Origin of the sequence: Hymenobacter latericoloratus (assembly GCF_014199535.1) — a bacterium.
GTDB classification, from domain to species: Bacteria; Bacteroidota; Bacteroidia; order Cytophagales; family Hymenobacteraceae; genus Hymenobacter; species Hymenobacter latericoloratus.
In genome coordinates, this window is sequence record NZ_JACHNV010000001.1 from 513,765 (window position 1) to 529,288 (window position 15,524).

The 15,524-nt window shown below is 60.5% G+C and carries 11 protein-coding genes; 1 reads left to right on the forward strand and 10 read right to left on the reverse strand.

Annotation, left to right across the window (positions count from 1 at the left end; genetic code table 11):
* Positions 1–75: 75 nt before the first annotated feature.
* From GGU46_RS02290 to GGU46_RS02320, 7 genes are all read right to left on the reverse strand, one after another.
* Positions 76–2,352, reverse strand: a complete 2,277-nt coding sequence (locus GGU46_RS02290; RefSeq protein ID WP_183401959.1) for an NADP-dependent malic enzyme — start codon at positions 2,350–2,352, stop codon at positions 76–78.
* A 161-nt stretch (positions 2,353–2,513) separates the two neighbouring features.
* A complete protein-coding gene (locus tag GGU46_RS02295; protein ID WP_183401960.1) occupies positions 2,514–3,137 on the reverse strand; it encodes a hypothetical protein in 624 nt (207 codons plus the stop codon).
* 201 nt (positions 3,138–3,338) lie between these two features.
* Entirely contained in the window at positions 3,339–5,387 is a 2,049-nt protein-coding gene (locus GGU46_RS02300) for a HelD family protein (protein ID WP_183401961.1), read from the reverse strand.
* A 227-nt stretch (positions 5,388–5,614) separates the two neighbouring features.
* The gene (locus GGU46_RS02305; RefSeq protein WP_183401962.1) at positions 5,615–7,567 is read right to left on the reverse strand and encodes a LysM peptidoglycan-binding domain-containing protein; all 1,953 of its coding nucleotides are present in this window, start codon (positions 7,565–7,567) and stop codon (positions 5,615–5,617) included.
* A 217-nt stretch (positions 7,568–7,784) separates the two neighbouring features.
* Positions 7,785–9,224, reverse strand: a complete 1,440-nt coding sequence (gene gatA, locus GGU46_RS02310; protein ID WP_183401963.1) for an Asp-tRNA(Asn)/Glu-tRNA(Gln) amidotransferase subunit GatA — start codon at positions 9,222–9,224, stop codon at positions 7,785–7,787.
* Positions 9,225–9,316: 92 nt separating this feature from the next.
* Positions 9,317–9,697, reverse strand: a complete 381-nt coding sequence (locus GGU46_RS22400; RefSeq protein ID WP_183401964.1) for a Sec-independent protein translocase subunit TatA/TatB — start codon at positions 9,695–9,697, stop codon at positions 9,317–9,319.
* A 12-nt stretch (positions 9,698–9,709) separates the two neighbouring features.
* Entirely contained in the window at positions 9,710–9,934 is a 225-nt protein-coding gene (locus GGU46_RS02320; RefSeq protein WP_183401965.1) for a Sec-independent protein translocase subunit TatA/TatB, read from the reverse strand.
* Positions 9,935–10,253: 319 nt separating this feature from the next.
* Between GGU46_RS02320 and GGU46_RS02325 the strand changes: the two genes are divergently transcribed.
* Complete coding sequence (locus GGU46_RS02325; protein ID WP_183401966.1) at positions 10,254–11,210, forward strand: GAF domain-containing DNA-binding protein; 957 nt, start codon at positions 10,254–10,256, stop codon at positions 11,208–11,210.
* A gap of 323 nt (positions 11,211–11,533) precedes the next feature.
* Here the strand turns inward: GGU46_RS02325 and GGU46_RS02330 are convergent, their stop codons facing one another.
* The 3 genes from GGU46_RS02330 to GGU46_RS02340 are packed head-to-tail and all read right to left on the reverse strand — an operon-like array spanning position 11,534 to position 15,468.
* Positions 11,534–12,913: a murein hydrolase activator EnvC family protein gene (locus tag GGU46_RS02330; RefSeq protein ID WP_183401967.1), complete on the reverse strand. Its 1,380-nt coding sequence runs from the start codon at positions 12,911–12,913 to the stop codon at positions 11,534–11,536.
* Entirely contained in the window at positions 12,897–13,661 is a 765-nt protein-coding gene (locus tag GGU46_RS02335) for a DUF4292 domain-containing protein (protein ID WP_183401968.1), read from the reverse strand. The genes GGU46_RS02330 and GGU46_RS02335 overlap by 17 nt, the downstream gene beginning before the upstream one ends.
* Positions 13,654–15,468 (reverse strand): tetratricopeptide repeat protein, encoded by a 1,815-nt coding sequence (locus GGU46_RS02340; protein ID WP_183401969.1) that lies wholly within the window; start codon positions 15,466–15,468, stop codon positions 13,654–13,656. Before GGU46_RS02340 ends, GGU46_RS02335 begins: the two co-directional genes overlap by 8 nt.
* Positions 15,469–15,524: the final 56 nt, after the last annotated feature.

Consider the following 15,524-nt stretch of genomic DNA (forward strand, 5'->3'; position numbering starts at 1 on the left):
GGTAGGGAAGTGCGTTCTACCGTCACCTATCACTATTCACTTCCTCACCATTCACCTCCTCACCCCATCACCTCATTACAACCCCTTGCCTTCCGGGTGTTGGGCATCTACCACGGCAATGGCGGCCATGTTCACGATTTCGCGGACCGAAGCACCCAGTTGCAGAATGTGCACCGGCTTGCGCATACCCATCAGAATGGGTCCGATTACTTCGGCGCCGCCAATCTCCTGAATGACTTTGTAGGCAATGTTGCCGCTAATCACGTTCGGGAAGATGAGCGTGTTGGCCCCGCCTTTGTCGGCCAGGGGCGAGAAGGGGTACTGCTCGCGCAGCAGCTCCGGGTTCAGGGCCGTGTTAGCCTGCATCTCGCCGTCCAGAATCAGGTCGGGGTAGCGCTGCTTGGCCAGCTCGGTGGCACGGCGGGCCTTGTCGGGCAACTCACCGGGATTCGAGCCGAAGTTGGAGTAGCTGATAACGCCTACCCGCGGCTCGGTATCGAAGAACTTCACGGCCCGCGAGGTCAGGCCAATGATTTCCACCATTTCCTCGGCCGAGGGGTCGATGTTCACGGTGGTATCGGCGAAGAAGTACGGGCCTTTCTTGTGCTGAATGATGTACATGGAAGCCACACGCTTCACGCTTTCAGCTACCCCAATTACCTGCAGGGAAGGCACGATGCTCTTGCCGTAGTCCTTGCTCAGACCCGTGATAAAGGCGTCGGCCTCACCGGTTTCCAGCATCATGCTCCCGAAGTAGTTCCGCTCGCGCAGCAAACGGCGACCTTCGTAGAGGGTAATGCCGCGGCGCTGGCGCTTCTCGTACAGCTTCTGGGCGTACTCCTCGCGCTTGGCCTCCTCGTGCAGAATGTCGATGATCTGGCAGCCTTCCAGGTCGAGGGAGTTTTCGGCGGCAATGCGCGCAATCTTGTTGCGGTTGCCGAGCAGGATGGGCTGGGCAATGCCCTCGTCGTGCAGAATCTGGGCAGCCTTGAGAATTTTATAGGTGTCGCCCTCGGCGAATACCACGCGCTTGGGGTTGCTGCGGGCCGCCTGGGTAATGCGGTTCATCAGCTTCTGGTTCACGCCGAGGCGGGCGCGCAGCTCGTCCTCGTAAGCAAACCAGTCGTCGATCTGGGTGCGGGCTACCCCGCTTTCCATGGCGGCCTTGGCTACGGCCGGGCTGACGGTGGTAATCAGGCGGGGGTCCAGAGGCTTAGGAATCAGGTAGGTGCGGCCGAAGGAGAGGGTGTTGTCGCCGTAGGCCTTGTTTACCATGTCGGGCACGGGCTCCTTGGCCAGCTCGGCCAGGGCGTGCACGGCGGCCAGCTTCATGGCCTCGTTGATTTCCGTAGCCCGCACGTCTAGCGCGCCCCGGAAAATGTAAGGGAAGCCCAGTACGTTATTCACCTGGTTGGGATGGTCGGAGCGGCCGGTAGCCATAATGATGTCCTGGCGGGTAGCCAGGGCTAGGTCGTAGGCTATTTCCGGATCGGGGTTGGCCAGGGCAAACACAATGGGGTTGGCGGCCATCTTCAGCAACAGCTCGGGCGCCAGCACGTTGGCCGCCGAAAGGCCCAGGAAGAAGTCGGCGCCTTCCATGGCCTGGGCCAGGCTGGTGATGTCGCGCTGGGTAGCAAACTGCATCTGCAGAGCCGCCAGATCGGTGCGCTGGGGGTTAATGATGCCGTCTTTGTCGAACACCACCACGTTCTCGCGCTTCAGGCCCAGCTCCAGATACAGGCGCAGGCAGCTGATGGCGGCAGCACCGGCCCCACTCACGACCACCTGAATTTCGTCGATTTTCTTACCGACTACCTCCAGGGCGTTCAGCAAGGCCGCCGACGAAATAATAGCCGTGCCGTGCTGGTCGTCGTGCATAAGCGGAATGTTCATCTGCTCACGCAGGGCAGTCTCAATGGGGAAGCACTCGGGGGCTTTAATGTCCTCCAGGTTGATGCCGCCGAACGTGGGCTCCAGCGACTTCACGATGCGGATAAACTCCTCGGGGTCGGTGGCGTCGATTTCAATATCGAAGCAATCGATGCCCGCGAACTTCTTGAACAGTACGCCTTTGCCTTCCATAACCGGCTTGGAGGCATCGGGGCCGATGTTGCCCAGTCCCAGCACGGCCGTGCCGTTGCTGATAACGCCTACCAAGTTGCCCTTGGCCGTGTATTTATATACGTCGTCCTTGTTGGCGGCAATGGCTTTGCAGGGCTCGGCTACCCCCGGCGAGTAGGCCAGGGCCAAATCCAGCTGGGTGCTGACGGGCTTGGTCGGAATGACTTCAATTTTACCGGCGGGACTTTGCGAGTGGTAATTGAGCGCGTCCTGTTTGTTTATCTTCAGCATGCTACAATGCGAGGGGTGGAGCTTCCTTTAAACGGCAAGAAAGCAGGATGGGGCAAAATCAACCCAGGGCAAAGGTACAAGCCCCCGCCCGGATAAGAAAAACACCCCAAACCCAGCAGTAGGGTTTGGGGCGGGCAGGGGGTAGGGAGGCGAGGCTCAGCCTAGAGCAGCGGAATTTCCTCAAACGTACCGTAGCCTTTAATCTCACAGCTGCTGCGGCCATCTGAGCTGGAGCCGATGGCCAGGTAGGTGTAGGGGTCTTTGGCCTGCTTCACCGTGAACGTAAAAGAGCCGCTGATAAGCTGGCGGGCGGCGTCGTATTTGGTAATGACCAGGGAGCCCTCCATGGGGTGCGAGTTGCCGGAATACTGGTTCAGGTACACACCCGTATTGAAGGTCGGGCGCTCGTAGGTAGCTACTACCTCGCCCTGGCCGGGGTCGGGCTGCGAGGCCAAGGTGTAGGAGCCTACCAGGCCGCTTTTCTGTTTGCTGCGGGGAAGTACAAACCCTATGCGCTCCTCCGTGAGCATACCCACGGCGCGTGGGGCTTTTTCAAAAGCGAGGGTAAGCTTATCGGACGCCAGCTTGCCGGTTGGTTCCTGGGCCAGAAATGTCTGGCCTCGGTTGGCGGAAGCCGTTGGGTAGGTGTAGGTTAAGCTAACGTTGGCCTCTTGCACCGGCGGCGTAACCGTTGGCTCGGGCATTTCGGTGTCTTTCTGGCAAGCCGTAGTAAGCACTAGCAAGGTAACGCCGGACAGAAATGGGATACGTACTGATTTCAACATAGTAAGGAAAGGATAGGAAGGAGGACGCGGAATACCGGTGCTTAGCCAAGCGCCGTGCCAACTTCAGCCGAAATAGTTCCCTGCCTTGAATTTACTGCTGCATTTTTTGTGCAGGGTGTTGGTAGTCAAAAACAAAAAAAGTGCAGAGCGTTAGCCCTGCACTTTCTGAAACAGCGGAAGTAAGCCGTTATCCAGGCACTTTTAGTCGCCCAGGAAGGTGGTGAGCTCCCCGGAGTACGTGAGGGTGAGCTGGTGCATAGCTCGGGTGCAGGCCACGTAGAGCATGCTGCGGTCCACCTCCGTTTTGTAGGTGCGCGTCGAGGCGAAGGGCACGATGACGGCATCAAATTCCAGTCCTTTCGCCAAATGGGCCGTCGTGATGATAACACCGTCTTTGAAGGTCGTGGACTCCTCCGTGAGCAGGGCTACGCCGGGGCCCTGCAGCACCTCATACGCCCGCTCGGCTTGCCGGAGCGTTTTACAGATGACGCCCAATGACTGACTGCCGGAGCCCGGAAACGCGGTGACAAGCGCCCGCACCGCTTCCAGCTCCGCTTCGGGGCTGGGGTAGCGCAGTACGGCAGGCTCCTGCCCGTGCCGCTCCAACGGAATAATGTGAGGGTTGGGGCTGATGCGCTGGGCAAAAGCGGTAATCTCCAGGGTAGAGCGGTAGCTGCGGTACAGCTTCACCACATCGGCCTGCGGGAACACGCGCTCAATGGCTTCGGCCGAAGAGGCACTGTAGGGATTCACCGTCTGGCTGACATCGCCCAGAATAGTTTTGCGGCACGGAAACAGCCTGGATAGCACGGCGTACTGCACCGGGGTATAATCCTGCATTTCATCCACCAGCAGGTGCTTCACGTGGTCGTAGGCCGTGAGACCCTCCAGGCGCAGGCGCAGGTAAATCAGCGGGAAAACATCGGCGTACTCCAGGTGCAAGCGGTGTTGGTCGAGCTTGAGCAACTCTGGCCGGCCGAGCCAGCGGTAAAAATCCCGGTAGAATTCCAGCACGTTGCCGTAGCGGAACATGCGCGGAATACCTTCCCCGATGGCGGCCTTTTCGCCCCCCGTGAGCTTGCGGTCAGCCTTGTCGCGCACGTAGGCCCGCACATCATTGGCTACCTGCCCGAAACGCTTGAGCAGCGGCACCCGGTGGTAGGCCTTAAACTTCTGCTGTATAAACGCGCCGGGTACCACCGTGCGCCCTACCCGTAGGTCGGCCACGCTGAAGTAATTATTCTCAACGTGCAGCAGGTACTGGTTGAGCTGGCTCAGAAACTCAAACGAGGACTTGAACCGGATGCGCTCAATGAAGGCCGCGTCGTGGCGCTCCAGCAGCGCCGATACCTGCTCGAAAAAGGTCTGGAAGGTGTAACGATTATCAAGCAGGTCGGCGGCCACCTCGTCCATGCCCAGCTCCGGAATGTGCTCCTCGCCCAGCTCGGGCAGCACGTTGGAGATGTAGTCGGCAAATACCTTGTTAGGCGAAATGATGAGCACATCCTTGGCGGCCAGTGTATCGCGGTAGCGGTACAGCAGGAAGGCAATGCGGTGCAGGGCAATAGAGGTTTTGCCCGAGCCGGCTACCCCCTGAATAATCATCACCGGCGCGGTTTCGTTGCGGATTACGGCGTTCTGGTCCCGCTGAATCGTGGCAACGATGTTCTTCATCTTATCGTCGGAGGACTTGGCCAGCTCCTGCTGCAGCACGTCGTCGTGAATGTTCACGTCGCTGTCGAGCAGGTACTCCAGCCGCCCGTCCCGGATCTTGTACTGGCGCTTCAGCTCAATGGTGCCCTTTACCGTGCCGGAGGGGGTAGGGTAAGAGGCCTCGCCCAGCTCGAAATCATAAAACAGGGAGGAAATGGGCGCCCGCCAGTCGTAGATCAGGTTCTGGCGCTGGGTTTCATCGAGAAAAGAATACACCCCGATGTACACCGGGTTGGCCGCCTTGCCGGGGGTAGCGAAATCGATGCGCCCAAAGTACGGCGACTGGCCCAGCTTGAGCAGGCGGCGCTTGCGGGCCACGGCGCCCTCGCCCGTGTAGGCCATGCGGTTGATGGACTGCTCAGCGGAAACCATATCGGCCTCATCCATGCCCGACTGATGCTCGTGGATGTACTGCTTTTTCTCCCGCAGCTCGTTGGAATACCGCCGCACGGCGTCATCAATGCGCCGGATGGCCAGGGTCAGCTTCTCCTTGATTTCTTCCAGGTACTCTCGTTCTTCTTGCGGCGTGGCGTTCATCCCCGGTGGCTAGTGAAAAATTGGACCTCAAAGGTGCCAGCAAATTCCGGTTAGGAGAAGGGTTTACCGTATTTTATTAACCGAGTAGCCGGTAAGTAGCTCAGCCGGGCAAGGGCGCTGACAGCCGTTGCCTGACCAGGTTTCGGTAGCTGCTTCCTGGAAGCACCTTCCATAAAAAAGGGCAAAGCATGCGCTCTGCCCTTTCCGGGAATAAGAGGGGTAGGACTTTAGCTCTTAACAATGAGCTTCTGCCCGGGCTTTACCTCATCCGACTGCAGGTTATTCAGCTCCCGCAGCTTTTCTACGGTGAGGCCCTGGTAGCGGCGCGAGATATTGTAGAGCGTGTCGCCGGGCTGCACCAAGTGCACCTGGGGCGCGGGCAGGGCAGGGCGGGCGGCCCGGCGAGCGGGTTCCTGAGCGGCAGCGGCCGCCTCGCGGGTAGCGGTGGCTATTTCAGCGGCTGTGTCTTCAGTTTCCCGCAGGTTCAGCTTCTGGCCGGGCGTCAGAGTCGCGGCTGTTAGCTTGTTGCGTGCCATCAACTGGCTGACGGTCAGGCCGTGCGTGCGGGCCACCTTCTCCAGAAAGTCGCCGCGGCGCACTACGTAGGTAGCCGGCCCCGAATCATCGGGCTGCGCAGCGGCCACCGTTTCGGGCACGATCCGCGCCGTCCGGGCAGGCGAGGCCAGGCGGGAGGCCGGCCGGGCCAAGGCTGGGCCTTCAGGCTCGGATGTTTCCGCTACAGGGCGGATCTTAACGGCCGGCCGGGCCACCGCAACGTCGTTTTTCCGGTTTTCCGTAGCCGCCATGCGCACTTCAGAGGAGGCCGTAGAAGTTGCTGGCACCGGCACAAACACTACCAGCTGGCGGCGCGGCGTAAGGGCGTTGGCCCTGCCAAGCGTGTTCCAGCGCCGCAGCTGAGCCGGGCTTACCGCGTAGCGCTCGGCTACCGAGGCTACCGTCTCGCCCCGCTTCACGGTGTGGCGCACGCGCCGGAACCGGGGCTGGGCCTCCCGCGCTTTCTCGCGCAAACCGCCATCAGCTACTGTCCGGGTTGGGAAAGGCTCCACGCCGGTCAGGGCTACCACGCGAAACGGCAGCAGCTGGGGCAGCTCGGCCAGGGGGCGGCAGTAGTCGAACAGCGTTGCCCGATCAACTACGGCCAGCGCCGGCCGGACCGCCGCCGGCAGCTGCACGGCGTAGGGCCGGTAGCCCTGGGGCAGCCAGAGCTTGCGCAGCTCCGGATTCAGCCGTGCCAGCGCCATGGAGTCGGAGTAGCCGCAGGCGCGGGCCAGGCGGGTGAGGTCGAAGGCCCGGCCGGCCAGCTGCAGCGTATCCATGGGCTCGGGGTACTGGTAGCGTAGGGCGGGGGAGTGCAGCTGGTGCTGGTGGGCGTACTTCAGGGTGTACATGATGGCCGTGAAGGTGGGCACGTAGTTGCGCGTTTCGGCCGGCAGGTGGGGGTGCACTTCCCAGTAGGTTTTCTTGCCGGTACGCCGCACTACCTTCTGCATGTTGCCCGCCCCCCAGTTATACGCGGCCAGCACCATTTCCCAGTCATGAAACACGCCGTAGAGGTAGCGCAAATGTTTGCAGGCAGCCTCAGTAGCCTTTTCCGGGTTCATGCGCTCATCCACCCACTCGTCGCGGCGCAGGCGCAGGTCGTTGGCCGTAGGCCCCATGAACTGCCAGAGCCCGGTGGCGCCTACCCGCGACTTGGCCGTTGGAATCAGGGCCGACTCCACCACAGCCAGGTACTTCAGGTCGGTGGGCAGGTTATACTTGGCCAGATACTTTTCGAAAAGCGGAAAGTACAGGTTTTCGCGTTCCAGCACCCGCTGGGTGTAGCCGCGCTGCCGCTCCGTGAACAGCCGCACAAAGGCCATAACGTGCGAGTTGAAGACGTGCGGCACGTCCGTTTCAAAGCAGCTGATCCGGTCCCCTACCAGGTCGCGCAGCTCGGGCGGGGTCCGGAGCCAGGCCAGCTTCACGGAATCGAGGGGGGTAGGGGCCGCTACCAGCGAGTCGGGCAGCAGCTTCAGGTTTACCTGTAAGGAGTCGTCCGCCGCCGGTGGGGTAGCCGGCGCGGAAGGGAGGGTGGGCTGCACCTGGGCCGCCGCCGGCAGTGCTGCCGAGGCAGCAAACAATACGGGAACAGCAGCACGCAGCAACAACTTCTTCATACGTACATGTAAACGGGCAGGTAAGCCGAACGCTCAAAATGCTGTACCTCAGGGGGGCACATCTTCAAAAATAGCACGAAACCAGTACAATGCCAGCCCGGGCCGGGAATAAGAACCCCGAAGCCCCACGCAGGTCCCGCATCAGCAACCAGCTTACCACCGGTTGTCGGCCAAGACCGGAGTGGAACTCCGGGGTATCGAAGATCAGGGTACCGCCCTAGGCTTCTACCGAAGCCAGCGTTTCGGTAACCGAGTTGGCGAAGGCCAGCAGGTGCTCTTCGCGGAACGCCCCGCTCAGAATCTGCAGGCCGATGGGCAGGCCCTGCGAATCGGTGCCGGCCGGTACTGAAATAGCCGGTACGCCCGCCAGGGAAGCCTGCACCGTGAAGATATCAGCCAGGTACATGGCCAGCGTATCCTTGTTCACGTCGCCGATGCGGAAGGCCGTGGTAGGGGTAGTTGGCAGCACCAGAAAATCGTACTCGCGCAGCAGCTCATCGGTTTTTTCCTTGATGAGACGGCGCACGCGCTGCGCCTTGGTGTAGTAGGCATCGTAGTAGCTGGCGCTCAGTACAAAAGTGCCCAGCAGAATCCGGCGCTGCACCTCGGGCCCGAAGCCCTGGGAACGGGTTTTCTTGTACAGCGACTCCAGGTCGGTGGCATCCGGAGCGCGGTAGCCAAACTTCACGCCGTCGTAGCGGCTCAGGTTAGAGCTGGCTTCGGCTGTAGTAAGGATGTAATACGTGGGCACAATATAATCGAGGTAGGGAAAGTCCACTCCCTCCACTACGTGGCCCTGCCCGCGGAACCGGTCCAGGGCCTGCTCCGTGGCAGCCTTGATTTCCGCGTTCAGCCCGGGGCGCTCCAGACAGTCTTTGATGTAGCCGATGCGATAGTGCGGGGCCGGGGCCAGCTGCTGGCTATAGGCAGGAACCTCACGCTGGCTGGCCGTGCTGTCAAAACGGTCAGAGCCGGCCATTACCTCCAGCAGCAGAGCGGCGTCCTCCACCGAGCGGGTAAGCGTCCCGATCTGGTCAAACGAGGAAGCATACGCCACCAGACCGTAACGCGAGATGCGCGAGTAAGTAGGCTTAAACCCTACAATGCCGCAAAACGCCGCCGGCTGCCGCACCGAGCCACCCGTATCGGAACCGATAGAAGCTAAACACAAATCGGCTTGCACGGCCACCGCCGAGCCTCCCGAGGAACCCCCGGGCACTCGCTCGGGGTCCACCTCGTTGCGGGCTGGCCCAAAAAAGGACGTTTCGTTGGAAGCGCCCATAGCAAACTCGTCGCAGTTCTGACGACCAATCAGAATGGCGTCCTCATCGAGCAGACGCTGCACGGCCGTACCCGTAAACAACGACTTGAAGCCGTCCAGAATATGGCTACTGCTTTGCAGGGCGTGGCCCTCATAGGCCAGCACATCTTTCAAACCGATAACCATGCCCGCCAGCTTCCCGGCCGTGCCAGCCGCCAGCTTGGCGTCTACGGCGTCGGCCTGGGCCAGGGCCTCTTCGGGCCACACCTCCAGAAAGGCATTGAGGTGCTGTTTGCGGCGGATGTTATCCAGATAATACTCCACGAGCTGACGGCAGGACGTGGTGCCTGCCGTCAGCTCGTGGCGAACTTCCGTGAGGGAGTTGAAGCGTCTCAAGACGAAAAGGGTTTGGAGGAGGGAAGAGGTAGGGGCCAGAGGGTAGGACGATGGGCGTTGGTTCTCACATCCTGCTACCTTACCCCCGCTACTTAGGTCGTTTGGTCGAGGCGGGGCCGCTGCTCGGGGGCCGGCGCAACCGGCGGGGTTATGCCGCCATCCATGGGCGGGGCCACCGGTGCTGGGGCGGCGGCTACTGGTGCTTCGGCTACCGGAGTGGGGGTAGGCGCGGAGTAGGGCTGCTGATTGAATTGCTGCTGGTAAGGCTGCTGGGGTTGCGGCGTCTGCCCGGCGTTTTCAATTTCGCTGCGGATTTCGCGGGAAGCATCCTTAAACTCCCGGATGCCCTTGCCCAGGCCGCGGGCCAGTTCCGGAATTTTGTTGGCCCCGAAGAAAATAAGGATAAACAGGACGATGACCATCAGCTCACCGCCACCGATACCCTCCAGAAACAGAAAGAGAGGAGCGTTCATAGGGTAGGCAGCTTAGCGGCGCGGGGCCGTAGGGTCGTTGGGGTTGGCCGGCTGGTCGCGGAACTCGGGCTTGGGTTCCTTGGAAGCATCCTTGAACTCGCGGATGCCCTGGCCCATGCCCCGGAACAGCTCCGGGATACGCTTGGCACCGAAGAGCAGAATAATAGCAAGTCCGATCAGAAGAAACTCAGTACCGCCGAAGTTTCCGATTCCGAGCAGGAGTGTGGCAAAGTTCATAAGGGGAAGCCGTTAGGCTGGGTTTAGAGTGGCAAAGCTACGTGTACGCAGTTTTGTACGCATCAAGATTGTAAAGGTACCGCATAATTTCAAAATCAGTTCCTTTGCCTGCGCGCCCGCAACAAGACAGGCCTACCCGGTTTTAGCGCGTGGGGCTTCGATCTGGTGTGCAGCCTTACCCAGCAAATCCAACCGTTAGCCCCGCAATTTGAGCTGCTCAGCGGGTCAATAGGAAGAAATTAAGGCTATATACGCTATTTAGAAGGCAATTTATGCTTCGTTAACCGGATAGCACGTTTCAACTCCTGCATTAGCCCTAATGTCCTCTACCCTTCTCTCTCCCGACCAGACAATACCGGCTACGGTCCGTCGTCCTGCCGCCGATGCGGCCCGATTGGAAGCATTGCGCAACTACCACATCCTGGATACCCCGCCCGAGGCCGTGTTTGACGACCTGGTGCGGCTGGCCGCCTACATCTGCGGTACCCCTATTTCACTGGTTTCGCTGCTGGATGCCGAGCGGCAGTGGTTTAAGGCCCGTATCGGGCTTGATGTGCCGAGCACGCACCTTCATCTGGCCTTCTGCCAGCATGCCATCCGCACGGATAACGTGTACGAGGTGGAGGATGCTACCCTAGACCCCTTATTTCAGCGAAATGAGCTGGTAACCGGTGAGCCCAATATTCGATTTTATGCTGGTGCTCCGCTTATAACCCCCGAAGGACAGGCGCTGGGCACCATCTGCACCATTGATGTAGTACCCCGGCGCCTGACCGAGGAGCAGCGGGATGCCCTGCGCATTCTGGCGCGGGAGGTAGTATCGCACCTGGAGCTGCGGCGGGCCCGCATCCAGCTGGAAGAAGAAAAACATAAGCTGGAAGGATTACTGCGAATGGCCAACGATACGGCTGAATCATTTTACCTGCACGGAGGTCAAAACGAAATTTTCATCAAGCAGGATCATAAGCTGCTCCGCGTTAATACGGCCGATATCCGCTACGTAGAAGCCCTGGGCGACTACGTGAATATTTACTCGGGCCGGGAGCGGTACACTGTGTACAGCACCATGAAGGAGCTGGAGGCCAAGCTGCCGGTCCGCGACTTTGCGCGGGTGCACCGCAAGTACATCGTGCGCCTCGACCGCATCATTGCCATTGAGAATGATGCCGTGATTGTAGAAGCCGGCCGCAACGCGGAACAGGCCACCAGCGTGCTGCCCGTACCCATTGGCAACTCTTATAAGGCTGCCCTGCTGAGCCGCTTAAACCTGGTGTAAGCTCAACCAGTAGCCGCGCGGTTCGGATTGCTACAGTTCACCGAGGGAATAAACAGATTCAGCGAATTTGCCGGCACCGGGTTTGCTCCTCCATGTATCTTACAGCATGTTATCGGGAATGACCCCGGCCCGCGGCAGTTTTACCGCTGCGCGCTGGCAGGGGGAGGGATTCTGATAGCTAAGTTTGTTTTCATAGCTCAGAAAGACACCGCATCCTGTGCGGTGTTTTTTTTGTTGCCTGATTTTGCTACCCCCTGCCACGCCTGGAAAGGGTTTGGCGGCCCGGCAGGGGGTAGGAATAGAGAGTAGGCTGAGGCCGGATTCTACTTGCGGCCCAACCAGTTTTCGGGGTTGAGATTGGAGCTGTTGTGCCAGACCTGAAACTGCACTTCGGAAGTGCCTTCCGCATCAGTGGACACGGTGCCAATAGTCTGGCGGGCCGTTATGGTCTGGCCTTCGCTCACGCTCACGCTTCGCAGCTTGGCATACACCGTGAAATAGTCGCCGTGCTGCACCATCACAATGGTGTTCATGCCCGGCACGCTGGCAACGGTCAGCACCTTACCCCCAAAAACCGCGCGCACGGGTTCCCCGGCGTTGGTTTGAATATCAACCCCCCGATTTTCTACCACCACGTTCTTCAGTACCGGGTGGTTGTGCCGCCCGAAGTGCTGGCTAATAAACCCTCGGCCCACGGGCCAGGGCAGGCGCCCCCGGTTGTCGCGGAAAGAGGAGGCCAGTTCCGCGCTTTCCGGTGTTAGCGTCACGCGGTCCACACGCTCGGCCTCCGCTTCGGCCGCTGCCTCCGCGGCGGCAGTGCTGTTGGTACGGGAGGTAGCGCCGGGGCTGCGGGAAGGCGCAGTTGCTGCCGTGCTGGTACGGGCCGCAGCGGCCTTAGCGGCCGCGCGGCGGGCGGCCAGCCGGGCCGCGCGGGCAATTTCCTCGCGCACGCGCTGGGCAATCAGGTTGTCGAGGCGGCTTACGGCCTGCTGCCGGGCGGCCAGCTCCTGCCGCAGCGTTTGCTCCTGCTGCGTCAGCTTGGTGACTACCTGGTCCTGCTGGGTTTTCAGGGTCAGCAGGTTTTTCTTTTCGGAAAGCTGGCTGCTGAGCAGGGTGCCTTTCTCTTCCTGCTTTTCCCTCAGGCCGTTGAGCTGGCTGTTAAGCCGCTGCTGGGTATTGCTGATCTGGGCGGCTTGGGCCTTGCGCACTTCGGTGTACTGCCGGATGTAGCGCAAGCGCAGCATAAACTGGTTGAACGACTCCGCGGCAAACAGAAACATGACCCGATTGTAGCCATTAGCCGTTTTCGAGCCCGTGTAAATCAGGCGGGCGTACTCGGCCTTCAGCTGCTCCAGGCTCTGGCGGGTCTGCTGCACCTGGGTTTCAGTCTGGCGCACATCGGTTTCAAGGTAGCGCAGCTCGCTGCTGATGTTCTTGATGATGCCCTGCTGCACCGTCAGCTTTTCCTTCAGGGCGTTGAGCTGGCCCACCGAGGCCTGCTTTTGCTGCTGGGTCTGCTCCAGAATGCGGCTGGTTTCCTTGATGCGGCTCAGGGTCAGGCGCCGCTCGCGCTCCAATTGGGCCTTGGTTTTGCGGCCGCCCGAGGAGTTGGTGCGCTGGGCCCAGGCCGCATCCGGGGAGAAGCTCAGTACCAGCAGCCCGCCTACCAGGAGCAGCCGCCAGGCCTTACTTTTTCCGCGCATAGCCCTTGGGTACTGAGAACGGAAACTGCAGCCGCTCCTTGTCGATGTCCACGGAGCGGTAGGTAATGGTGAGGGTGGTAGGGGGCGTCTGGCCCTGCTGGATCTGCACGAGGCTGCTGTAGGCAAACGGCTGGGGCGTGCGCTCCAGCGCCCGGAAATCGGCGTAGTCAACCGTCAGCTTGTTCTGGCTGGCCGGGGCCTGCACCTGCAACTGCTGAATCCGGCCGCGCTCCAGGTTGATGAGCTGCTGCACCAGCAGGCCGGCTTCTTCGAAGTTTACGCGCTGCATGGGCCCCTCCGTTACCACAGTCGGCTGGGTGGAGGCGTTCAGGGGCGCGAGGTAATTGCCCAGCAGCAGGGCCTGCACCATATCAAAGGTAACGGGCACGTTCAGGCGCTGGCTCAGGTAGGCAAAGTCGCCGGCGTAGTACTCGCGGTGCAGCTTGTCGAGCACCTGCACCGAGTCGCGGGTGATGTAAATGCGGCCGCCTTCTACCCCAATCAGCGAGGCCGAAATCCAGATAACGCTGTCCTTGCGGATGCGCACGTTGATGTTACCGCTCTGCTGATCAAACTGGGCCTTACCCTTGGCCGCCAGAAAGCGGAAGTCAACATTGGCCGCCTTCACTGATTCTGGTATGGCCGCCGTGGGCTTAGGGGTTTTAGAGCCCGAGGAAAGCAAATTGCGGCTGCAGCTGCCCAGCATCAGGGTGGCGCTCAGCAGCACCAGCAGAAGGCGGTTACTCATATAGTTTCTTGTCTTTGATCTTCCGGTCGATGAGCGGGGAAGCACCGCCTGTTTTCTGCGCCCTTTGCCACTGGGCCAGGGCCTTGTCGGTTTCGCCCAGCTGGAAAAGTACGTCGCCGTAGTGTTCTATCACGGTACCATCAGCGGAGGTTTTCAGGGCTTTCTCCAGCTGCTGGCGGGCCCCGGTGTAATCCTTCAGGCGGTAGAGCACCCAGCCGTACGTGTCCAGGTACGTGTCATTGTCGGGAAACTGCTTGACCAGCTTGCCCGCCATTTCCTTGGCCTTGTCCAGCTTCTCGCCGCGCAGGGAGAGGTAGTAGCTGTAGTTGTTCAGGGCCTGGGCGTTGTTGGCATCAAAGGTCAGCGCGGCCTCGTAGGCCGCATCCGACTTGGCGTAGTCTTTCAGCTCGTGGTAAGAGTCGCCGAGTTGGGTATCGAACTGGGCCAGCAGCTCCGGGTTATCGGTGGCCAGCTTGCGCCCGTACTCCAGTGATTTGATGGCTCTGGCCGGCTGCTTTTTCAGCTGATGGCCTACCCCATTGTAAAACCATAGCGGGGCCTGATTCGGGAACAGCTCCAGGGCCTGCTCCGTGTGGGTCAGCAGTGAGTCCACCTGATTCAGCTCGGCATCAATCAGCACTACCTGCTGCCAGATCTGGTAGCGGGAGTTGTCGAGGCGGATGGCTTTCTGGTAGTTGGCCCGCGCCGCCGCCCGGTTGCCGGTTACGGTCTGGATGTCGCCGGCAATGGAAAAGGCCTTGGCCTCGCGCGGGTGCACCCGGGTAGTAATGGCGGCCAGGTCCTGGGCCGTTTGGTTCAGGGCCGGGTTGGGCAGCTGCTTGATGTAGTCAATCAGGATGCGGACCTTATCGTCAATGTCGAGGGCCGGGCTTTCGAAAGCCAGCTTGATCTGTTTTTCCGATTCGGGCTGATTGTTCTGCTGCCGGTACACGTCGGCCAGAATCATACGGGCCCGGGGGTTGTCGGGGTCCTGCTTCAGGGCCTGCTGGGCTACCCGAATGGCATCGGGGAAGCGGTTGTTGGCCGCGTACATCTGGGCCTGGGCCAGCACGTAGCGCACCTGGTCGGGGTTGCTGGCAATCAGGGCTTCGCCTTCCTGCAGAGCCTTGTCCAGGTTGTTCTGCTTCAGGTAGATCTGCTGCTTCTTAAAGGAAACCTCGTCCAGGGGCCCAAACTCTTTCTCGGCCTGGTTGAAGGTGGCCAGGGCCTCGTTCAGCTTGCCCTGGGCCATGTACAGGTCGGCCAGATTAAAGAGGTAGTACCCCGAGTTGGGCACCTGCTTAATCAGGGTCGTGTACACCTGGGCGGCCTGGTCGTACTGCTTTTGCGAGGTATGAACCTGAGCCAGCAGCAGGTAATAATAGGCGTTCTGAGGATCGAGCTTTACGGCCGCCTGCGCGAAGTTGGTAGCATCCTGCAGGTTACCGCTCAGCAGGTTGGTTTCGGCAATCTTGTAGTTGACGGCCGCGTTGGTCGGGTTCAGAGCATAAGCTTTCAGCAGCCGCTCCAGGGCCTTGTTGTAGTCTTCGAGCAGCACAAACCGCACCCCATCCACGAAATAAGCCTCGCTTATTTCGCGGTCCTTCTCCGAGAGTGTGCGCTTTTGCTGGGCAGCCGCATCCAGGGCAGCCCGCCGGGCCAGCTCTTTGCGCTCTTTGCGCGTGAGCTTGCGGGGCTTTTTTTCCGGGGCCGAGGTGGCCGCGGCCGGCTTTGCCTGTTGGGCATAGGTAGGCCCGGCCACCAGCAGGCCCAGCAGAAGCACGGAAACAATGCCAAATCGACTCATAGGAGGGTAGTAAGTACGGGGTAGCTGGTAGTGGTCCGCGGGAGAGCATCCCACCA